At 34.8% G+C, this 20,324-nt stretch carries 20 protein-coding genes; 4 read left to right on the top strand and 16 right to left on the bottom strand.

Annotated elements, in window-relative coordinates:
• Positions 1–111 precede the first annotated feature (111 nt).
• Positions 112–573 (top strand): hypothetical protein, encoded by a 462-nt coding sequence (locus NSQ77_RS14880; RefSeq protein ID WP_339226824.1) that lies wholly within the window; start codon positions 112–114, stop codon positions 571–573.
• 145 nt (positions 574–718) lie between these two features.
• Here NSQ77_RS14880 and NSQ77_RS14875 read toward each other — a convergent pair whose 3' ends face one another.
• The gene (locus NSQ77_RS14875; protein WP_339226823.1) at positions 719–1,600 is read right to left on the bottom strand and encodes a LysR family transcriptional regulator; all 882 of its coding nucleotides are present in this window, start codon (positions 1,598–1,600) and stop codon (positions 719–721) included.
• Between the two features lie 121 nt (positions 1,601–1,721).
• On the opposite strand from NSQ77_RS14875, the gene hutG reads away from it, so the two are divergent.
• Positions 1,722–2,702 carry a formimidoylglutamase gene (hutG, locus tag NSQ77_RS14870; RefSeq protein ID WP_339226822.1) on the top strand — a complete coding sequence of 327 codons (981 nt, stop codon included), beginning with the start codon at positions 1,722–1,724 and terminating at the stop codon, positions 2,700–2,702.
• Positions 2,699–3,886: a sodium/glutamate symporter gene (gltS, locus tag NSQ77_RS14865; RefSeq protein ID WP_339226821.1), complete on the top strand. Its 1,188-nt coding sequence runs from the start codon at positions 2,699–2,701 to the stop codon at positions 3,884–3,886. Before hutG ends, gltS begins: the two co-directional genes overlap by 4 nt.
• 308 nt (positions 3,887–4,194) lie before the next feature.
• Here the strand turns inward: gltS and NSQ77_RS14860 are convergent, their stop codons facing one another.
• From NSQ77_RS14860 to NSQ77_RS14830, 7 genes are all read right to left on the bottom strand, one after another.
• Complete coding sequence (locus NSQ77_RS14860) at positions 4,195–5,040, bottom strand: YitT family protein (RefSeq protein ID WP_339226820.1); 846 nt, start codon at positions 5,038–5,040, stop codon at positions 4,195–4,197.
• Positions 5,041–5,062: 22 nt separating this feature from the next.
• A complete protein-coding gene (locus NSQ77_RS14855; protein ID WP_339226819.1) occupies positions 5,063–6,985 on the bottom strand; it encodes a PRD domain-containing protein in 1,923 nt (640 codons plus the stop codon).
• A gap of 72 nt (positions 6,986–7,057) precedes the next feature.
• Positions 7,058–7,876 (bottom strand): PTS system mannose/fructose/sorbose family transporter subunit IID, encoded by an 819-nt coding sequence (locus NSQ77_RS14850; protein WP_339226818.1) that lies wholly within the window; start codon positions 7,874–7,876, stop codon positions 7,058–7,060.
• Positions 7,869–8,660, bottom strand: a complete 792-nt coding sequence (locus NSQ77_RS14845; protein ID WP_339226817.1) for a PTS sugar transporter subunit IIC — start codon at positions 8,658–8,660, stop codon at positions 7,869–7,871. Before NSQ77_RS14845 ends, NSQ77_RS14850 begins: the two co-directional genes overlap by 8 nt.
• A 25-nt stretch (positions 8,661–8,685) precedes the next feature.
• A complete protein-coding gene (locus tag NSQ77_RS14840) occupies positions 8,686–9,171 on the bottom strand; it encodes a PTS sugar transporter subunit IIB (protein ID WP_339226816.1) in 486 nt (161 codons plus the stop codon).
• Positions 9,172–9,194: 23 nt separating this feature from the next.
• Entirely contained in the window at positions 9,195–9,623 is a 429-nt protein-coding gene (locus NSQ77_RS14835) for a PTS sugar transporter subunit IIA (RefSeq protein ID WP_339226815.1), read from the bottom strand.
• A 25-nt stretch (positions 9,624–9,648) separates the two neighbouring features.
• Positions 9,649–10,707, bottom strand: a complete 1,059-nt coding sequence (locus tag NSQ77_RS14830) for an SIS domain-containing protein (protein ID WP_339226814.1) — start codon at positions 10,705–10,707, stop codon at positions 9,649–9,651.
• Between the two features lie 831 nt (positions 10,708–11,538).
• Between NSQ77_RS14830 and NSQ77_RS14825 the strand changes: the two genes are divergently transcribed.
• On the top strand, positions 11,539–13,023 hold the full coding sequence (locus NSQ77_RS14825; RefSeq protein WP_339226813.1) for an FGGY family carbohydrate kinase: 1,485 nt from the start codon (positions 11,539–11,541) through the stop codon (positions 13,021–13,023).
• Between the two features lie 48 nt (positions 13,024–13,071).
• On the opposite strand, the gene NSQ77_RS14820 is transcribed toward NSQ77_RS14825, so the two are convergent.
• From NSQ77_RS14820 to NSQ77_RS14785, 8 genes are all read right to left on the bottom strand, one after another.
• Entirely contained in the window at positions 13,072–14,004 is a 933-nt protein-coding gene (locus NSQ77_RS14820) for a nucleoside hydrolase (protein ID WP_339226812.1), read from the bottom strand.
• A complete protein-coding gene (locus tag NSQ77_RS14815) occupies positions 13,985–14,797 on the bottom strand; it encodes an ABC transporter ATP-binding protein (RefSeq protein WP_339226811.1) in 813 nt (270 codons plus the stop codon). Before NSQ77_RS14815 ends, NSQ77_RS14820 begins: the two co-directional genes overlap by 20 nt.
• Positions 14,798–15,652, bottom strand: coding sequence for an ABC transporter ATP-binding protein (locus tag NSQ77_RS14810; protein ID WP_339226810.1), 855 nt, complete (start codon positions 15,650–15,652; stop codon positions 14,798–14,800).
• Positions 15,649–16,389: an energy-coupling factor transporter transmembrane component T gene (locus tag NSQ77_RS14805; RefSeq protein WP_339226809.1), complete on the bottom strand. Its 741-nt coding sequence runs from the start codon at positions 16,387–16,389 to the stop codon at positions 15,649–15,651. Before NSQ77_RS14805 ends, NSQ77_RS14810 begins: the two co-directional genes overlap by 4 nt.
• Positions 16,382–16,990 carry an ECF transporter S component gene (locus NSQ77_RS14800; protein ID WP_339226808.1) on the bottom strand — a complete coding sequence of 203 codons (609 nt, stop codon included), beginning with the start codon at positions 16,988–16,990 and terminating at the stop codon, positions 16,382–16,384. Before NSQ77_RS14800 ends, NSQ77_RS14805 begins: the two co-directional genes overlap by 8 nt.
• 329 nt (positions 16,991–17,319) lie before the next feature.
• On the bottom strand, positions 17,320–18,033 hold the full coding sequence (locus NSQ77_RS14795) for a Crp/Fnr family transcriptional regulator (protein ID WP_339226807.1): 714 nt from the start codon (positions 18,031–18,033) through the stop codon (positions 17,320–17,322).
• Between the two features lie 399 nt (positions 18,034–18,432).
• Complete coding sequence (locus NSQ77_RS14790) at positions 18,433–18,978, bottom strand: sigma-70 family RNA polymerase sigma factor (RefSeq protein ID WP_339226806.1); 546 nt, start codon at positions 18,976–18,978, stop codon at positions 18,433–18,435.
• A gap of 148 nt (positions 18,979–19,126) precedes the next feature.
• The gene (locus tag NSQ77_RS14785) at positions 19,127–20,227 is read right to left on the bottom strand and encodes a DnaD domain protein (RefSeq protein WP_339226805.1); all 1,101 of its coding nucleotides are present in this window, start codon (positions 20,225–20,227) and stop codon (positions 19,127–19,129) included.
• Between the last annotated feature and the right edge of the window lie 97 nt (positions 20,228–20,324).

Below are 20,324 nucleotides of genomic sequence, written 5' to 3'. Positions count from 1 at the left end.
AGATGGTATTGGTATACTGCTATCAGGTAATAAATTGGAGAGTGACAAGTAACCTTCTTTAAAGTAATAGGACAAATTACCCTTTGCATACTCTGTTTAGGGGGGAATTTTATGGCCTACATCAGGATTACTGCAACACAGATAAAGGACGTTTTGATGCGAACAGAACTTGTGGAGGGAAAGAAAAGGCTGGAACCGTATTACAATTCATTCAATTGTCTTGAAGGTGCACCAGTTATAGAAAAGGTAAGTAAAAGTAAATTCAGACTGATTACCTACTATGAAAACTATGACTTCTATAAAAAGTTTCACCCTTACACACCATTTGAATGTCAATTAAAGGAATTTAATAGTGATACAGAGGGGTTATTAGAACTACTTAAACAGCTATTTCATGGAAAGGAACGTTCCTCAAGTAGTAAAAAATATATTATAATTAATCAACTGTATCAGACACTAACTGTTAACGAAATTGTAAAAACATTAGCCTCTTCCTCCAAAATATTGGAATACATCTATGAAGACGACGAATATAAAACATATCGCCCTCTAGAAATCCCGCTACAGTGTTGAGATTTAATCAAATCAAGTCTGTCCATTTCATAGCATCTATCAAATGAAAATTCAATAAACTTAGTTGCACATTGTATTAAACCTTCCGCATCTGATTGAGCATTAGTATCATCTGATATATCGTCTGATTTATTAATACATCATTTTACTTATGATACTCAAATATCTGTTCCATAAACTTTATAACAATGGGAGGCAAGTACCTTTTTTTGTCTACTACCAAATAAACATTCCGTTTGATATCTTGATCACTTACATATCTAACACAAAAACGGTTATTGCTAGCACGATTTACATACTTCTCAGGAATAATGGTTATACCCAATCCTTCTTCTACCAAGCGACAGGCGGTCTCGAATCTTTCAATTTCGTAATGTATATTAAGCTTACTGCTAGACCTGCGAAAAGCATTTTTAATATCATCCCGTGTTTGAAATCCCTCTTTACATAAAATGAACGGTTCATTATTTAAATCTACAATGGAAAGCCTTTCTTTGTTTCTCATTGGGTGATCATTTGGCATAAGAACTACCAAATGTTCCTCATAAAGGAATGTGGATTTTATTTCATCTGTATTAATATATTGATTGGTAATCGCAAAATGAATGCGATAGTTCAGTAATGCATTTTTAACCTCATCTAAGCTTAAAATATCCAATAACTGAATGTGAACATCTTCATAAGATTCTTTAATAATTTTTAGTACTTTAGGAAGCCAATGGTTTGCTGATTCAATCGTACCAATAGATAATTCCAATGGTCCTTCTTTTTTAAGCCGTTCCATTTCATCTTCTATATAGTCTAACTGATTCATAAGCCTTTTTGCTTCTAAATATAATATTCTGCCTTCCTTAGTTAAACTTAGTTTTCGTTTGCTTCTATCTAATAACATTAATCCCAAATGATTTTCTAACTTTTTTATTGCAATACTTAAGGATGGTTGGGAAACATGTAATATATCCGATGCATTCGTAAAAGTTTGTGCTTCTACAACCGTTATTAAATACTTTAACTGATTTATATCCAAGCTATCACCTCATAACTATAGTTTAGAACTATAAAACCATAAATTATCTATATTAGTAATTATATAACATGAAAATTATAATGAAACAATAATCCATACAAAAGGAAGGAATGAAAATTTTATGCATCAATATATTGATAAAAAACTTTGGACAGGCAGAGTTGACAGCAAAACAGATGTAAAGACTTTTCGCTTTCATCAGGTGGTTGATTGCCTTGCAGATATATATTCACTAAAAAAGGAAAACGCTTTCTGCATTATTGGTTTTGAATCTGACGAAGGTGTTAAAAGAAATAAAGGAAGAATCGGTGCAGCTAAAGCTCCAAATAAAATCCGCTCATTCTTATCTAATTTTCCTTCCTCCATTCTTAAAGGCCAACAATTAATTGATACAGGTAATATTACTTGTGAAGATAACAAACTGGAAAAAGCACAAGAAGATTTAGGTGCACATGTAAGCACGATTCTAGCCCATGATGCAACTCCAATTATTATTGGCGGCGGTCATGAAACTTTGTATGGTCATTATTTAGGAGCCAGAGAACATCTAGGAGAAAATGCTTCCCTTGGAATTATTAATATTGACGCACATTTTGATATGCGAAATGATGAGATACCATCATCTGGAACCATGTTCAGACAAATATTAGAATCAGATAAAAATGCTGGTTATTTATGCTTAGGCATTCAACCATTCGGTAATACCGAATCATTATTTCTGGAAGCAGATCGCTTAGGGTGTACCTATTTATTAGAAGAGGAAGTAACTGAGAATCAAAATGATCAAGTATATAAAGCGATTGATCGTTTTAGTAAAAGTCATGATGCTATCATCTTAACATTGTGTACGGATTCTATCGCTATAAGTGAAGCACCGGGAGTAAGTGCGCCTGGACCATTTGGATTAAGCTCAAAAGTAGTAAGGAAATTACTTAAATACATTGTCTCTCAAAAAAATACATTGAGTTTTGATATATCAGAAGTAAATCCACTTGTTGATGAGCATGATAAAACAACACGATTAGCCGCATATCTAGTCGCCGAAGTTTTACAAAACTTTAATCGAACTATTAAAAATGGAATGAAGGAGGATAATGAATGATAATTGAATTCAATCAGGTAACAACAATATTTTTAGCATTAGCTGTTTTTATGATTGGAACTGTCTTAAATAAACGAATTAAATTCTTAGATAGATTTTGTATACCAGCACCTGTAGTCGGTGGGCTATTATTTGCAGCAGTTATTACATTCCTTAAAGGCTTTGATATTGTCAATATCAATTTAGATACTTCCTTACAAGGACTATTTATGCTTACTTTCTTTACAACAGTCGGACTTGGTGCAAGTTTTAGCCTGATAAAATTAGGCGGTAAGCTTCTTGTTATATATTGGCTTGCATGTGGAATATTAGCATTAGTACAAAATGTTATTGGTATTTCCTTTGCTACATTATTTAATTTAGATCCTATATTAGGTGTAATGGTTGGTGCAACATCCATGGAGGGTGGACATGGTGCAGCAACCGCATTTGGTACGACCATAGAAGAAATGGGATTCGATGGCGCTTTAACGATTGGACTTGCTGCAGCAACAGTTGGGTTAGTTGCCGGTGGATTAGTTGGTGGACCAATTGTTAAATTCCTAATCAATAAATATAATTTAAAACCTGTGAAAACAGAAGAAACTGTAGTAGAAGCTCATAATGAAGTATCTGACGTCACTTCAACATCATTTATGATGCAAGTTTTCATTATTGCATTATGTATGGCAGTTGGTTCGTATTTAGGTACGTGGTTCACTGATTTAACTGGATTTGCACTGCCAGATTACGTAAGTGCAATGTTTGTAGCGGTTATTGTTCGCAATATTTTGGATAAATATAATAATAAAGTGGTTGAAATGAAAAGCATTAGTATCATCGGAGATATAACGTTAAGTATATTCCTCTCTATGGCATTAATGAGTATTAAATTATGGGAAGTCGTTGATCTAGCTCTTCCATTACTAGCGATCGTACTTATTCAAGTCTTGTTTGTAGTGTTATTCAGTACATTCATTTTATTTAGATGGCTCGGAAAGAACTATGATGCAGCTGTTATGGTTGGTGGATTTGCCGGTCACGGCCTAGGTGCAACTCCAAATGCCATGGCGAACATGGATGCAATTGTTTCCAAGTTCGGACCATCTCAAAAAGCTTTTCTAATCGTTCCACTTGTTGGAGCATTTCTAATTGATGTATTTGCTATGCCAATTATCATAATATCTATAAACTTATTTTCCTAAAAATAAAAAATCCGTATTTTAAAAAAACACAGACTCTAATGATAGAGCTGTGTTTTTTCTTGAATTTTATAATTCATGAGATTAAAGTCGATAGAATACTGTTCTGTATTTATTTTCAATGACCTTAGTTAGCTCAGAAAGGCTTACTTTATAGCGAATGCGACCATAGCTCCATCTCCAGCAATGTTAGTAACTGTTTCAAAACTGTCTTGAATCATAATTTGTTCAAATAAATTGGGAACTCCCCCAGAACCTGACTAATTTTGGGGGAAAATATCTTCTAGTACAGAAGTATGGTAACTGCCCGGTTATTTTTCTATAATAGGAGCTTTATAGCCTTTCCGTATAATTTCCTGTACCTGATGAACAGTAACATAAGCATTATCATCAATCTCTTTAATTAGCCTTTTGATCTTAATTAATTCTGTTCTGTTGATAACAATATATAGAACCTTTTTATCATCACCGGTATACCCTCCGTATCCATCTAAGATGGTAATTCCCCTAGACATTCTGTGTAAGATATTATTGGCGATTCTATCGGCATGGTTTGACATAATGAAGACAGCCACTTTTTCATCCATGCCATCTACGAAAAAGTCAATAACCTTTGCACCTATATATACGGAAATAAGTGTATACATTCCTTTGTCTACTCCAATAACAAATACAGAACCTAACACAACGATGATATCAATATATAGCATAGCTTTTCCTATTGTTAGCCCCAAATACTCATTAGCTATTCTGGCTAGTACGGTTGTACCACCATTAGTTCCGCCAGATCGAAATATTAATCCTAGACCAATTCCAACAAACAAACCAGCAAAAACAGCAGAAAGTAATGTGTCTTCTGTTAAAATCCAGCTTTGATTCTCCGTAAGAAACAAAAGTATGGAAGATGATAAAATGGAAAACAATGTATAGTACAACACTTTTCTTTCAAAAAATTTATAACCTATTAATAAAAGGGATAGATTTAAAACTAAATTTATTAATCCTGTCGACCATCCGAATAGATAATGAGCGATTACAGTTAGGCCGAGAATCCCTCCTTCTGAAAGAGAATTTGGGATAACAAAATAATTAACACCTATGGAGAAAATAAACCCTCCCACAACTATTAAAAGTAAATCAGTAGTCATTCTTTTCATTTCTCATCCCTTATCTTTCATGTTAAAAGTTTTGAATATCAACCATAAATAATTTATATTCTTTATTATTGATTAGCCTATTAACCTTTTCTTTGTCTTGCGTCCAATTGGAGAACATACTGCATAAAATATTTAGATTGTGATCGCCATCTCTTTTAGTCTTTATAAGAAACAATACTTTAATAATATCCTTATCCCAAATTATTGGTGTTTTAAGTACTGCAATATAGCAAATAGGCTTCCTACATATTTTATGCAGATCCTGGAGATGGACAATATTATTACCAATCTCATGTGATATAAAAAAAGGGGTATCAACCGAAATATGTGGTTCTATTATTTTTAAGCGTTTGAGATCCTCCACAATATTATATAGGATACTTTCCTTATCTTCTCCTTCTAACTGGAGATTGGAGTATTCCGGATTGAAATATTTATTGATATCCAATTTATAGAGATCAAGTTGATTAATGATCCTACGGATGTTTTTAATATAATTCCCCTTCTCTATAGCAACCTGTGGTATTGGTCGCGAAATCTTTATTTCATAGGAAGATACTAAAATGTCAATTCTATTAATATTTTCAATTGCATCATCTATTGAATCATAGTTAATTAGTTGATAGGCATCTTCTGGAAAATTTTCCTTCAACTCATGGATATACATAATCGTTTCCGCACGACCGCGCCCACTAACCAAACAAATGATAATTTTTTCCTTCTTCCTTAAATTTCGTAACGCTACATTAAAGTAAAGAACTAGGTAGCCAAATTCATCCAGATTAATTTTAATATCATAATAATCTTCAATAACCTTTGTGGCAGATATCGTAACCTTAGTGGCAAAAAGATACTTTTGAAGGTTTTCGTGTACGACGGGATTTCTTAATACCATTCTATTGTTAATTCTTCTTACCATTTGAAGAATATGAGGTGCAAGATTTTCATTTAAAATTGGATCCGATGAAATATCAATATCAAAGTTATTTTTGATTTCCATATAGATATTCTTTAGAACTTGATTTACTTCCTCTAATTTATCGTTTTTGACTCCTCTTTTATGCAAGAGTTGCTTACCCTCTAAATGCATTCCAATATAAGCAATATCACCATCATTTAACTTGGTATTAAAAATTAGATTGATTGTTATACATAGTTTTTTACTAGCTAAATAAATATCAGGATATTCACTCTTTAATTCTTGTTCGGCCTGTATTGATCCTTCAATCATATATCCAGACTTGCTTCTAATGATAGAGATTAAGACGTGTATTGCAATATTATTTAGAGAAAAATCAGATAAGATAATCTGATTTTGTTCACAAATCAATCGCAGTTGTTTTTCAATTACAGGAATGATAGCCTGATTTAAACCATAATCTTTTAGGTCAATTCCCTTACTGTTTTCAAAAGTTGTCTTGTTATGAAAGAAATGTTCGGCAATGCAAATTCTTTTATTTAGTTCATGTCCCTGAATAACGATTCCGTAATTAGCTTTTGAATCTAAATCTAATTGATAATTTGCAAGGATACGCTTTACTTCTGTCATATCCCCATTTAACGTAGAGCGACTAACAAACATTTTGCCTGCTAGTTCATCCAATTTTATATAGTTTTTACTTAATAATAGGGTTCTAATAATAAAAAATATTCGTTCATAGTTATTTCGTTTAAACAGATTCAATCTTTTTATGTCTACTTGCGAAATAAATTGTGAGAGATAATCTTTGGAGGAACTATTAGGATAAATTAACTGATAGCCTTTATTAGGTCCAGAATCTATAGTGATTTCATGTTTATTCAATTTTTTTCTTAGAATAGAAATATCATTTTTAACAGTCCTAACCGAAGCCTCTACAACTAAAGCTAGATTAGCTGCGGTTCTGATTTCTTGTTGAAAGAGTTCATTTAAAATTAATAGTTGCCTTCTGTTCAAATCTAACATGACAGAACCCTCCTAATAAAATTACTGTAATCAGTGGATTACAGTAATTTTATCACAGACTAAGCCTTTTTATTAGATGATACCCAATAAAGATCCACCAATACCAATTGCGATTGTTACAAGTAAAATGGTTGTTGGTTTCATACCCTTTTTTAATAAATAGTACATAAAGATGGTGTAAAGTAACGGTAATAATAATGGAAAAATTTGATCTAGATAATCTTGCATTGGAATTTTTTCTTCTCCGACTGAAAATACAAGTGACGATTCTAGTTTTACCATCGAGGCGGTCATAGCGCCTATTACCATCAAGCCCACTATGGTAGCTCCTTTTGATATCTTTTGCATGATTCCGGAGTTATTAGCTCTATCCATGATTTGCGTTCCGAATTTATACCCAAGCACTCCGCCATAGTAACGAATCAACATGTGGGGAATATTGAATAGTAATAAGAAAATAATTGGACCTAAAATACTGCCTTGTTGTGCTAAGGATAACCCAATACCAACCGCGATAATTCTTAGTGTTCCCCAAAATAGTGAATCACCGATTCCAGCAAATGGTCCCATTAACCCAACTTTTACATTATTGATGATGTTTTTATCAAATGAAGGGTTCTTACTTGCTTCTTTTTCAAGTGCTGTTGCAACCCCAGTTATAGTTGTCACCACATGAGGTGTTGTATTAAATATATTCATGTGACGTTCTAGTGCATCTGCTTGATCTTTTTTGTTCTTGTAATAGCGCTTAATGGCCGGCCACATACCGATTGAGAAGCCAAGTGCCTGCTGTCTTTCATAGTTGTAGGATGCTTCTAGCATGAAAGAACTCCAAAATATTTCTCGCATTAGTTTCTTTTCATCTTTGCTCATTTTCTTTTTCTCAGACATCGAATAGGTCCTCCTCATCTGTTGGTTTATTAGTGCCATTATTTCCTGCTACTTCTACTTCTTTATTTTTCATTTCGTAAACGATGATGAATGCAAGAACTACACCAAATAGGGTGATTCCTAAGATTGGTAGATTCATATAGGCAAATAAAGCAAAACCCAGTAGGAAGTATAGAATGTTTGTTTTCTTCATCATTGGTAATAGCAATAATGCAAAGCCAACAGCTGGCAATAGTCCACCTGCAACCTCTAACCCACTCATAATTGATTCAGGTATGTTATTGACAAATCCTTCAACTGCTGTAGAGCCGAATAGAATTGCTACAAAGCCAACAACAAAATACATTGCACATTGCAGTATAAGTCCAGCCATATTTAAGGTGACCAGTCCCTTAATATTTGCTGACCCAGCTAATCTCATTGCAAAGTTCATGAACCAGCTTCGTACAATAAATACGATAACTTTTAGAGACTGCGCTAATAATGCGATTGGCAATGCCAAGGCTAAAGCAACTTCAGTACCACTTCCACTCATAATTGCAAATGCTGTACCTAGACCTGCTCCAACTAGTACATCTGGTGGAACTGCGCCACCAACTTGTATGAATCCCATAAATATTAATTCTAATGATGCCCCTACTAAAATACCTGTTTGCAGATCACCTAAGGCCGCACCAATAATTGTTGAAACAACAATTGGCCTAATGACCATTGGTGTACCTAACATCTTTTCTATAAACCATAGAACTGCTAAGATTAAACCTACTAATAGTGCTGTTTGCATAAATGCTTCCCTCTTCTCTTAAGGTTTAAAATGATAGTTTATTTTTTAAAGTTGTATAGTTTTTTGACTTTTCATCTGGAACTTGACGTACTTCAATTTCAATACCTTTTTCCTGGATTTTATCTAAATATGAGATATCTTCTTTAGATACATATACAGCAGGTGATAGTAACACTTTGTCTTCTTGCTTTTGCATCCCACCAACATTTAGTACAGGTTTTTCATTAATTTTTTCAATAAATTCATAAGCTGCCTTTGGATTAGAAAATATAACGAAAACTTTCATTGCTTGAAGTTTTGGATTTTGAACTAGTTTTGCAGCATCTTCTATTGTTCGAATTGCAAGTCTTACCCCGTCCGGGTTACTCATCTTTAGTGCCATTTTTCTTACTTCATCATTTACTGCATTATCGTCAGCTATTACTATAGCTTCATAGGATAAAGCTGATTTCCAGCTGTATGCTACCTGTCCATGTAGTAAGCGATCATCAATTCTCATTTTTATAATCATTTTCTAACTCCTCCATTCATTTATCAGATATCAAAATCATCATCTTGGGTTGTATGAAGCTTTTTCATTTCATCGTTTGCAAAGATAATTTGGTCTTTAGAACTATTCACAATTTCTTTGAGTCTAGCCTCTGTTAAATTACCCTTTTCAAGCATGACTACTTCTAAAAGTACTGGAAGGTTCACTCCTGAAATAACATAAACATTTTTTCTATCGAGGTATCTGAGAATAGTCTGGTTAACACTTCCACCGAATATATCTGAGAAGATAACAAGTTTATCTTCATCCGTAACGTTTTCATTTAAGAAGCTTTCTAGTTTTTCATTAAAAGGTGTTTCTTCGACATATGCATTGATGAAATGTAAATTTTCCTGTTCACCCAATATTAAATTAATAGATGAAACGATTCCCTCTGCAAACCTAGCATGTGTAGCCACTAATATTTTTTTCATTTACAAAACCTGCCTTATTTTGTGTTTATATTGACTTGTTTATATAATTCACCACTTGAGGATATATCCCCTTGGTTAAGTCTCGACCTTTATCTGTCGCTAATAGATAAGCCAATACTTGGAAAAAAGTAATATATTCTAGACTGCTGAAATCCTTACTTTTCGGAGCTATATTAAAATCGGATTTTGAATTATCCCCGATTAAGTAACACTTAGATATTTCCTGGTTAATAAAGTTAGAAATTTTATCTGCCTTTTCATAATTCTCATTCGTTCTACTTAATATAAAATATCCGATATTAGTATCAAATGCATTTTGAGGGCCATGGATGAGCTCTTCTAATTCGAAGCTATTTGTAAAGATGGGTAGCATTTCCATAAACTTAATATCTGCTTCCTGAGCTACTGGCCACAAATCATTTGTTCCTGAAAATATAAAGTTAGACTTTCGCATTAATTGAAATTTATTTTCTCTATACCATTTAAATGTGTTTTGTTTAACAGTAAACAAGTTATCAACCATCAAATTGTAATCTTGTACATATGCTTCGACTTCATTATCAGATACTTTACTGTAAATCTTTGATATAGAAATGAATAACCAATATAATGTGGCACAAGTCGCAGAATATCCAAGTGTTCTGTATAGATATTCTTCATGTTCAGAACCAATTTCTAGTGAAACATCAGCTAGTTGAGCAATTGGGGTACCCAATTTTTCGGTAAGTGAGATGGTTCGATACCCCTTTGTTTTAACAAGATTTAAACCTTCGTATACTAGTTTTGTTTTACCACCCTGTGAAATAAAAATATATAAATTATCTTCATCCAACAAATCGTAATTATAATATTGCACAAACATATTTGGGTAAATAATCTCCACCGGGAAACCGATTACATTTTCTGCAAAATTTTTTGTCGTAAATGCTGCGTTGTAAGATGTACCAGACGCAACAAGAACAATTCTTTTCAACTTCTTATGCGCTTCCAAAATACTTTCTAAATTATTGCTGATATTATCTTGGTTTTCAACAATTTTCTTAAGTTGAAAAGGAATACGCTCAATAGTATCCATCAAACTCATTAAATCACTTCCTACATGTTTTATTATTTTCATAATAAGTCATATAAACTATAATATCCATATTCCAATTTGCATGATTTATAGTGCAAAATACTTTCGAAAGTATTGTTATATTGAACTACTGATTAATAGAAAGTTTCTAGTGGAATAGTCCTAACGGAAAATCTATATCTCACGTCATATAGTTTCGACAATTTGTTTCGGATGAGTTAAGCCGTGATACAGTTTCCCAAACCCTCTCTATTGATGTTTCCAGCCATTCTTAGCCAAAAAGGGTTCTCTCAATTTCTTCCACTGTGGATTGATCAAGTACAAATGCAAAAAGATTCGCCACTTTTGTTCCTGTATCTTCTGAGGCTTTATTGGGGGATACTTCATTCTTCCATCCCTGGAGATTTTAACTCACCGAATTTTGTGGGGCTTCTTGTTACTCTTTATGATTACAGATTTTACATACTTAATCACAAAAAACTCCTATAAATAAATTGGCACTCATGTGCGTCTTCGTTATATAGGAGGATAGGTCAACTGTGTCTCAGATGAATCATTTTCTTGCCCGAGGCGGATCAAGAGGATGACATAAGTGGTTCAATCGAATGACTGTAATGACGTATTGGCAAGATCATGCTTTTATCCAATGGAGCAGATTAGTGAGCAATTCCCCCCCTCCACATCAACCCTTGCTCCTCAGCTTCCTCCTAGCCTCTTTCCCCAGCTTTTAACTGCTTCAACACTTATATTCTCTACCTAGGCTATTTCCTTTAAAAGCATATCCAGTATAATATGGTATTATTGGTGATTTAAAACAATCGTAGAAAAAGTGGGGGTAATATGACATATGTAGCTGTTTTTGATATTGGAACATCAGCAGTAAAAGGTATTTTAGTTGATAAAGACGTGCAACTTATGGAAGAACATTCGGTTGAGTTAACAACCTTTGTATCTGAGGAAGGAATGATTGAACAACAACCAGAGGATTGGTGGGAGGCTATAATCCATATTGCATCTCTTTGGTGGAAAAACGGAATTTCTCCTGAATCTGTTCAAGCAATAACATTTTCAGGTCAAATGGAAGATGTAATTTCAATTAGTGAACAGGCTAAGTATCGCGCTATTTTATACGCTGATACTAGAGCTGAAAATGAAGCAGAATGGGTACATAAGCAATATCCGGAAATTCGCATTCATACAGGTAATAACGTAAGTGCCTCAACACCACTTGCAAAAATTAAATGGTTAGAAAATCATTCGCCTAACCAATATGAAAATACAAAGAAATTTGTATTTTGTTCAAAGGACTATGTTATTTATAAACTGACTAAAGAAGCAGTCACAGATCCAATAACCGCAGCAACTACTGGAATGATGGATCTTAAAAACCGCTTATGGAACGAGACGATCACTCAAACTTGTAGAATTGATGAAGGAAAATTACCTAAATTACTGGAAGCAGATAGTGTAGTTGGAACAATCACTAAAGAAGCTAGTGAAATAACCGGATTTTCGACATCTACAATTGTCATAAATGGAAGTGGTGATGCGGGAGCTACCACACTCGGAGCTGGTGCAGTTCATGAAAATGATTGTTATTTTTATATGGGTACAACAGGCTGGCTAGCAATCGTAGAAAGAAATAAAGGACAGTTAGACTCATTATCAGAAAGCCATTTTAATCTGGCTTTTGTAGAAAAGTCACATCGTATATCGGTTACACCATTACTTAATGTTGGGAATGTCCACAAGTGGGCAGTCCAATCGTATATTGATCAAAAGGATGCAAATAAATACGAAGCATTTGAAACTTTAATCGAAGAAGCTGAGCCAGGTAGTGGTGGTGTATTATTTTTACCTTATTTGAACGGGGAACGTAACCCAATGATTGATCCACAAGCAAAAGGTGCATATTGGGGAATCACACCACATACAGAGCGGAAAGATCTAGCACGTGCAGCCTTGGAGGGTGTCACTTTTTCCTTAAAACAAACACTAGAAATGTATGATTTAAGTAACCAACGTACGATTACATTAATTGGTGGAGCATCAAAGAGCAATAATTGGTGTCAGATGCTGGCAGATATTATGAACCATCCAATTAGAGTTCCATTAAATAATGCGTATTTACCGTCTATCGGGGTTGCGTCTACAGCTTTTACTGCGCTAGGATGGTGTGAATCTTATGGACAATTTGTTAATACCTTTGTAAGGAACATCCCGAGTAAAAACTATACCCCGAATCAAAAAAGGGGACAAGTTTATGCAATACAATATGAAACTTTTAAAAAATTACACCCTGCTCTGCAGCCAGTATATACGTAAGCATAAAATAGTCCTAATATTGGACTATTTTATGCTTAGAAGGGTCGCCTACTGACTCACCTCGTCCAACAACTCCAACGCATCCACTAACAAACCTACAAACATTCCCCGATCAACACCTTCTAATACGAACGTGTTTTTAGCTTGTTCGGTTACTAATCTTTTATCAGCAAATGTTAAACCTCTTGCTTTCCCATCTGTTACAACATCAACATAGTAAGATGTACCAGAAAACATTTCTGGGTTTATGATATAGGCAACCGCACATAAATCATGAATAGGACTGTTAATAAAACCAAATTGTCTTCCGGATTTGTTGTAAAAATGCAGGAGTTCATAAGCTAAATGACTAACCCTTCCTTTATCTTTTAGCGAATCAATTTCCTCTACTTTTATTTCTGCCTTCTCCGTAACATCCAATCCTGACATAACCACGGGAATGCCAGAATGAAACACAATCTGTGCCGCTTCAGGATCAACATATATATTAAATTCAGCAAGCGGTGTTAAATTGCCATGATCAAGTCCTCCACCCATAATGCTAATGTATTCTATTTTTTTCTGTACCTCAGGAAATACTTTGATTAATAACGCGATATTTGTCAAAGGGCCTAATCCAACTAAAATCACCTTTTCATCACAGTTCATCATTTTTTCATACATAAATGTAATAGCATTCATCGAAGCGATTGGATAATCTTCCCCATTAAAGTAGGGACCATCCATTCCACTAGCACCATGGGCCTCTGGTGCAATGCGTAGCTCTTTTGTTATAGGACCAGGTTGTCCAGTTGCTAACGGAATAGTTGAATTCACAAAATCCAATATATTCTTTGCATTTGTAGTGACCTTTTCTAATGTTTGATTACCGCCTATCGTAGTAATTCCTAAAATGTTTATTATCTTTGAATGAGCAATAGCTGTTAAAATGGCTAATGCATCATCGTGTCCTGGATCACAATCAATTAGAATATTTTTCATTTTTCTCCCTTTCCAATAAATCCTTAATTGTTAATACATCTCTATATCCTAAAATAGCAGCAAGCTGGCAAATATAAGGTTGTTTTAAATCACTGAATTCAAGCAGCTGTTCATCCCAAAATATTTCCATGGGGGATGCATCTCTTCGTTTTTGTTTGTCCGCAAACACAATCACCCGTTTAAACTCACGCACAACAAATTCCATATCATGTGTAATTGTAATCACTGTTTTATGATGATTCGATAAAGATTTAATAATATTGCCTAACCGTTCAAGCGATTCTCTATCTTGCCCAGCAGTTGGTTCATCCAGAATAATCACATTCGGATCCATCGCCAACACGGCTGCAATGGTTATAAACTTTCTTTTTGAGTAAGGTAAATTATAAGGATGTTCTTGTAATGACTCTGTTAGCCCACAAATTTCAGCTGCTGACCTTACTCTGTCTTCAACCTCCCGCGCCCCTAATTTCTGGCTCTTCGGGCCATAAGCAATCTCTTTATAAATCGTGTCCTGAAAAATTTGATCATCGGGATTTTGAAACACGTAACCAACCTTCCTGGAAATCTTTGCGGTTGTTGCTTCCTTCGTTGAAACACCATCCACGAACACGTCACCTTTTGTTGGCGTTAACAACCCATTCATTAATTTAACGGTTGTCGTTTTACCTGCACCATTCTGCCCAATGATGGCAACGGATTCCCCTAACTCGAAATCCAGATTAACATCTTGGACAGCCTCATAGCCGTTCGCATAGGTGTACGAAACATTTTTCAAAGATAAATAAGCCACTTACACCCCACCATCCTTCTGCAAGCTATCATAAACTTCCTGGACTGTTAACGGTATCGTATGCGTCATTTTCATATTCGTATCCTTCGCTTTTTTCATAAAATATAATGCAACTTGCGGCAACTGCCCGCCATACTCCAATACCACTGGATTAGACAAGACTTCTTTTGTGGGACCTGTCATAACAAGCTGCCCCTTACGCATTAATAAAATATCATCACAATACTCCGCCAATAAATCCACCTTATGCTCGACAAGCAAAATCGTCTTACCTTGATCTTTTAATAGATGCAGGATTTTAAAAATATCTTCACTGCTTTTTGGGTCCAATTGTGAGGTTGGCTCATCTAAAATGATAATTTCCGGATCTAAGGCAATCATGGACGCTATTGCCACCCTTTGTTTTTGTCCACCTGATAATTCATACGGATTTTGAGCAACCAAATCATCCAGCTGAAACATTTCTACAAGTTCGTCAACTTTTTTTATCATCTTATTGCGCGGCACACCTATATTTTCCATACCATAAGCAATTTCCTCATAGACGGTATCTTTTACCCCGGATAATTGGGTGAAAGGATTTTGAAAGGAATATCCTATAATGGTTGCAAGATCTCCAATATTAGAGTCGTTTATAGGCTTCTCTTTTATCGTAACCTCACCTGTTAATTTCCCTTTATATAGCTCTGGGATAAACCCTCTAATGATATTGCAGATTGTGGTTTTTCCTGACTCATTTGCGCCTATTAAGCCATAAACACGTCCTTTTTGTAACGAAAATGAGACATCATGAATGGCTTCTTTTTCTTCTAAAGGATATGTGTAGCTAACATTTTTTAACGATATAATACTCATGATTGTATCCTCCAAACAATATAGCCAATTAAAATGACCACGCAAAACGTCATAATCATATAATCAGCCGGTTGTTTTTTTAGTTCGTAAATAGATGTCTTTTTCGCTTTGGAAGAAAAAGCACGCGATTCCAAAGCCAGTACCCTTTCCTCCGTTTGCTGAATAGAAGACAGAACTAAAGGGCCGATCATAGGAACAAAAGCTTTCAATCGAACGAACATCTTTCCCTCCGTTTCAATCCCCCGTGACTTTTGTGCATCCGTAATCGTTTTCGATAAATTTACCATTTGCGGAATAAGCTGAATGGTAGAAGCTATCACAAAGGTCACTTTCTGGGATACCCCTGATTTCTCCAAAGCATAGATAATATCTTTCACACTTGTTACTTGGAAAAACCAAATGATGCACGAACTGATTGCAACAATTTTAGATGTCATCGTTAAACTTGTCATCAAGCCCATTTGCGAAAAATGAATAAAACCCCAAATTTTCTCAGAATCATCATTCACAATGATAAAAACTTGAATAATAAAAATAAATAACACAACAATTAAAATCGACTTCATAAATGCGGATAAGAAATGGGCAGCTGTTCTGGAAAAAATACTTATGATCAAAATAAGCGGGAGAACCATATATTGCAATGCATATCCAGGTGTAAACATACTTAATAGAATAATGAGTATGATAAAAGCTAACTTAGAGGAAGGATACAGTTTTCCTATCTGACTATCCATTCACATGCCCCCCTTTCTTAATATACGGCTCACCATAATTTAGCTTAATTAAAAATCTGTCTGGAATCCTTCTAACAATCAGCCAGCTAATCCCAAAGTTTATAATGGTATTAATAGAACCTGAAATTAAATTTGTAGACACAACAGAATTCCATAATTCTTTACCTGTAGCAAGGAATGTTGCTGTAAGTAAATCTGTCCCTGCACCAGTTACGCCGCCAAAAAGAAAAACGGTAACGATGGCTGCAGGAAAGGCTGCCACTATTGTTAAAATGACGCAAGAGATAATGATGCCATAAAGATTTGTATAAAATCTCCACTTTGATAAATACCCTGATACAAAACCAACACTCATCGACACAACACTAAAACCTATTGCAATGGGATTAATCATCCCGTTTACAACATTCCCCAGTAAACCTGCAAGCAATCCAATCCATGGCCCAGCAATCATCGATACCATGATCGTACCTATTTGATCCATAAATACCGGCAGCTTTAAAATAGTCGATAGTTGATAACCCACTACATTCAATGAAACACCTACTGGGATTAACAGCAGTGCCAGCAATGAAAAATCGTACCTTATCCCTCTTTTCATCTTTCCGCTCCTTTTTATCAGATTTCAAAATCTGTGTTGTAGAAATAGCATTCAATTCATTCATTTAACTTCCTCATACAAGCAATGAATTAAGTTTAAAGCGTTATCATTCATTTATTAACTGGATATTTGGAATTAAATTTAGGATATCATTTATACGAAAAGGAATGAAAGGACAGATGTCCTCTCACAAGCTATTTCAAAACGAAAAGTGGATATAAAAAATCCGAACGATTATCAAATCCTTCTAATAGGATTTTTTTTCGTTCGGATTTCCTTTTCGCACAACTTCTTTTACACGTTTTATATAATCTATTAAAATTTACTCTTTACCTTCTGACATTCTCAAGTAATCCATAGATACTACTCTGTTTCATTTTCATATATTGCTGTTCAGACAGGCTTAACTTCCGATCAATACTCGATATCTCATTCATTTTTTTCAATTGTTTTATGCTTCTGCCAACCGTACGAACACTTAGCCCTACTTGGCTGGCAATATCCTTATAATAATCAGTTATAGAAACGATATCTGTTTGTCCCTTGTTTTTTTCATAATACTGAATTAAATAATATCTAATACGGTCAATACCTTTATAATGATAAAGAATACCATCATTTCCTGACCTGCTATATAAGTCTTCAGCTAGTAATACAGAACATCTTCTTAAAAGAGATAAATTAGACATAATCAGTTCGTAAACGAATGCTGAATCTATTCTAACTGCAGTTACCTCTGTTAAGCATGTTATTGTTGCAATGTATTGTTCCTTCCTAGAAAGCACCTCCAGCAACCCGATATTTCCATTTGTTTTATCAACTTGAAAATAGCTATAATCCCTTCCATCCTCATAATTCCTTAAACCAACAGCTATTCCTTCTTTAATAAAATAGACATTATCGGGAAAATCCCCTCTGGAAATGATCATTGAATTTGGTTTAAAAACGAACTCTGTTCCATATTCACCTATATAATCAGAAATGACGGAAAAATTTATTTCTGTCTCAACTGCATATTTCTCCCACATCTTTTTTAAGTCCATCCAGCTTCTCTCCTGTATCTTTTACAACATTGACCCTTCAATATCAGGGATTGCCTGCACTTCAATCTGCTCAAGCTATACTTCTATCTCTTGCAAACGAATACTAGATACTACTGTTTCCATTGCTATTACAGCTTTCTTTTAACCGATATGTAAAAGATAATCTATAGTAGATTATTAGTCAAGTTCACTATTTAATCCGTTAAAAATGGATTTGTAATATGCGAAAATAGGAAATTTAATTTTCAGGGTGCTTTAAATGGTATATCACGTAATCTTGTAAGTGGGTGGTATCCATATTCAACGCAATATGCACGAAGCGTATCTTTTACATTTCAGTCAATGACGTATTGGCAAGATCATGCTTTCTTTTATCCAATGGAGCAGATTAGTGAGCAATTAACCCCACCCCTCCACATCAACCCTGCTCCTCAGCTTCCTCCTAGCCTCTTTCCCCCAGCTTTTAACTGCTTCAACACTTGTATTCTCTATCTCGGCGATTTCTTTTAAAGGCATGTCCAGTATAATATGGTAATGTAGCCATTTTCGCTGTTTTGCCGATAAGCAAGAAGCTATTTCTTTCCAGTATTCCTGATCTTCCAGTTCAATGCCGGATGCATCGACAATTGGCATTTTAGAATCGCCATGACGATTGCCATGATATTCTGTTATGTATTTTTCGTTGGTGACTTTTTCAAGGGTTTCCTGTTGTCTTGTTTTCTTTCGAAGTGTGTCTATGAGGTGATTGCGAATATGGTAATTAAAGTAAGTGGATAACGGTCCTTTATCTGGTTGATATTTCTTGTAAGCTATCCACATAGCATACAATCCTTCCATATAAAATTCGTTATGATGATCCCTGATGCCAAGCTTCTGCAAGTAAAAATAGATCCTGTTCTCATTCTGTTTAACTATTTCTTCAAAACTGAATTTGATCTTCTCCATTATTCTCTTCCTCCTAGGATTAAAAATAATTTCGTCCAAATTAGTCTGTTATTCCAGTAGTGTGATAGAGATCAAGTAGACTGTGAGAGTCTAATTATTAAATTAACGTAAAAAAACTGATAATTAAACTTAAAAAAATTACCCCTCCTCAATCAGCATATGCCTGCAGCCTGCGATTAATATCTGCCATCAGTTGTTGCGGGTCCTTATTGCTTTGCTTTTTCAAATCTGATTCTTGTTTTTCCTGTTGCTCCCGCTTATGCTTATAAAACCAATCAGGAACAGGTCCAACTTGTGGATACATATGGTTTGATGATTGCCGCGAACGCTGATTCTGCTTTTTTTTGAATTTCACCTCCTTTAAATCGATTTGATCAACGCTTAAAAAACCTTTGCTCTTCCAATCGGTTAGGATGGCTTTGGCATAGTTCCAGTTTGTTTTCCCGCGATCTAACGTTTTTTTCATGGCATGCAAAACAAGATCTTCACCTAGATCACGTATTTGCTTTGTAAGTTCATTTTTCATATAGCTGTTTAGCTTCCCGAAATTCTGCTCATATAATTCATACACTGCTTCCAGCTTCCTGTTTTCTGCTGCTGTATAGGTATTGTTTTGTTTTGTATTATTTTGTTTAATTAATGCGTCCGCATTGTGGTTCAGGTTGCCGTCCAGATTGCGGTTCACATTGTAGTTCGGGTTAAGCTTCAAGCTATCTGTTTCCTTGGACAACAGGCTATCGTCTTCTGTTGTATATGTATGATTTTGCTTAATTAATGCACTTGCATTGCGGCTCTGTTTGCCATTCAGCTTGTGGTCCATATTATGGTTTACCTCGTTGTCTGGATGAAGCTTCAAGCTGTGACTTGATTTATCTGTCCCTTGTGACAGCGTTGGTGCTTCTTCCACTTCTTTAGATGGCTGATAGTGGCCTTCTTCCTCTGAATTGAAATCCAGGGAAATCATTTCATACATCGCTGCTTTATTTCCTAGTTGCTTTTCATAATGAATATAACCTTTTTCATAGAGTTCTTTTCGAGCACGTTTAAAGCTGCTTTCACTCAGTCCGGATTTGTAACACAATACAACCACTGCAACCGTGAATTTCTTTTTCCATCTTGCACGATTATTCACTTGCATTAATGCATGCCAAAGTGATACCGCTCCTCCTGATAACGGATTGGTTTCCAGACGATCATAAAATGCGTTTATCTCCCTTAAATAGTTCAAATTACTCACCCCTAATTTCATTGTAATCCATCCTACCTATACAATCGAAAGAAATAGCGTTTAGGGGGTGAAAAATTTGAAAAAAATAAATTAATTTGTAATATGGGGGGATGTTTTG

Origin of the sequence: Oceanobacillus sp. FSL K6-2867, from assembly GCF_037963145.1 — a bacterium.
Lineage (GTDB): Bacteria > Bacillota > Bacilli > Bacillales > Amphibacillaceae > Oceanobacillus.
The sequence above is the reverse complement of the archived record's forward strand: the minus strand, read 5'-3'. Positions and strand labels throughout refer to the sequence as shown.

Excerpts from the sequence above, each read along its gene's own strand:
- NSQ77_RS14880 (WP_339226824.1), top strand. The coding sequence starts at position 112 with ATGGCCTACATCAGGATTACTGCAACACAGATAAAGGACGTTTTGATG.
- hutG (WP_339226822.1), top strand. The coding sequence starts at position 1,722 with ATGCATCAATATATTGATAAAAAACTTTGGACAGGCAGAGTTGACAGC.
- gltS (WP_339226821.1), top strand. The coding sequence starts at position 2,699 with ATGATAATTGAATTCAATCAGGTAACAACAATATTTTTAGCATTAGCT.
- NSQ77_RS14860 (WP_339226820.1), bottom strand. The coding sequence starts at position 5,040 with ATGAAAAGAATGACTACTGATTTACTTTTAATAGTTGTGGGAGGGTTT.
- NSQ77_RS14855 (WP_339226819.1), bottom strand. The coding sequence starts at position 6,985 with ATGTTAGATTTGAACAGAAGGCAACTATTAATTTTAAATGAACTCTTT.
- NSQ77_RS14850 (WP_339226818.1), bottom strand. The coding sequence starts at position 7,876 with ATGTCTGAGAAAAAGAAAATGAGCAAAGATGAAAAGAAACTAATGCGA.
- NSQ77_RS14845 (WP_339226817.1), bottom strand. The coding sequence starts at position 8,660 with ATGCAAACAGCACTATTAGTAGGTTTAATCTTAGCAGTTCTATGGTTT.
- NSQ77_RS14840 (WP_339226816.1), bottom strand. The coding sequence starts at position 9,171 with ATGATTATAAAAATGAGAATTGATGATCGCTTACTACATGGACAGGTA.
- NSQ77_RS14835 (WP_339226815.1), bottom strand. The coding sequence starts at position 9,623 with ATGAAAAAAATATTAGTGGCTACACATGCTAGGTTTGCAGAGGGAATC.
- NSQ77_RS14830 (WP_339226814.1), bottom strand. The coding sequence starts at position 10,707 with ATGAGTTTGATGGATACTATTGAGCGTATTCCTTTTCAACTTAAGAAA.
- NSQ77_RS14825 (WP_339226813.1), top strand. The coding sequence starts at position 11,539 with ATGACATATGTAGCTGTTTTTGATATTGGAACATCAGCAGTAAAAGGT.
- NSQ77_RS14820 (WP_339226812.1), bottom strand. The coding sequence starts at position 14,004 with ATGAAAAATATTCTAATTGATTGTGATCCAGGACACGATGATGCATTA.
- NSQ77_RS14810 (WP_339226810.1), bottom strand. The coding sequence starts at position 15,652 with ATGAGTATTATATCGTTAAAAAATGTTAGCTACACATATCCTTTAGAA.
- NSQ77_RS14805 (WP_339226809.1), bottom strand. The coding sequence starts at position 16,389 with ATGGATAGTCAGATAGGAAAACTGTATCCTTCCTCTAAGTTAGCTTTT.
- NSQ77_RS14800 (WP_339226808.1), bottom strand. The coding sequence starts at position 16,990 with ATGAAAAGAGGGATAAGGTACGATTTTTCATTGCTGGCACTGCTGTTA.
- NSQ77_RS14795 (WP_339226807.1), bottom strand. The coding sequence starts at position 18,033 with ATGGACTTAAAAAAGATGTGGGAGAAATATGCAGTTGAGACAGAAATA.
- NSQ77_RS14790 (WP_339226806.1), bottom strand. The coding sequence starts at position 18,978 with ATGGAGAAGATCAAATTCAGTTTTGAAGAAATAGTTAAACAGAATGAG.
- NSQ77_RS14785 (WP_339226805.1), bottom strand. The coding sequence starts at position 20,227 with ATGAAATTAGGGGTGAGTAATTTGAACTATTTAAGGGAGATAAACGCA.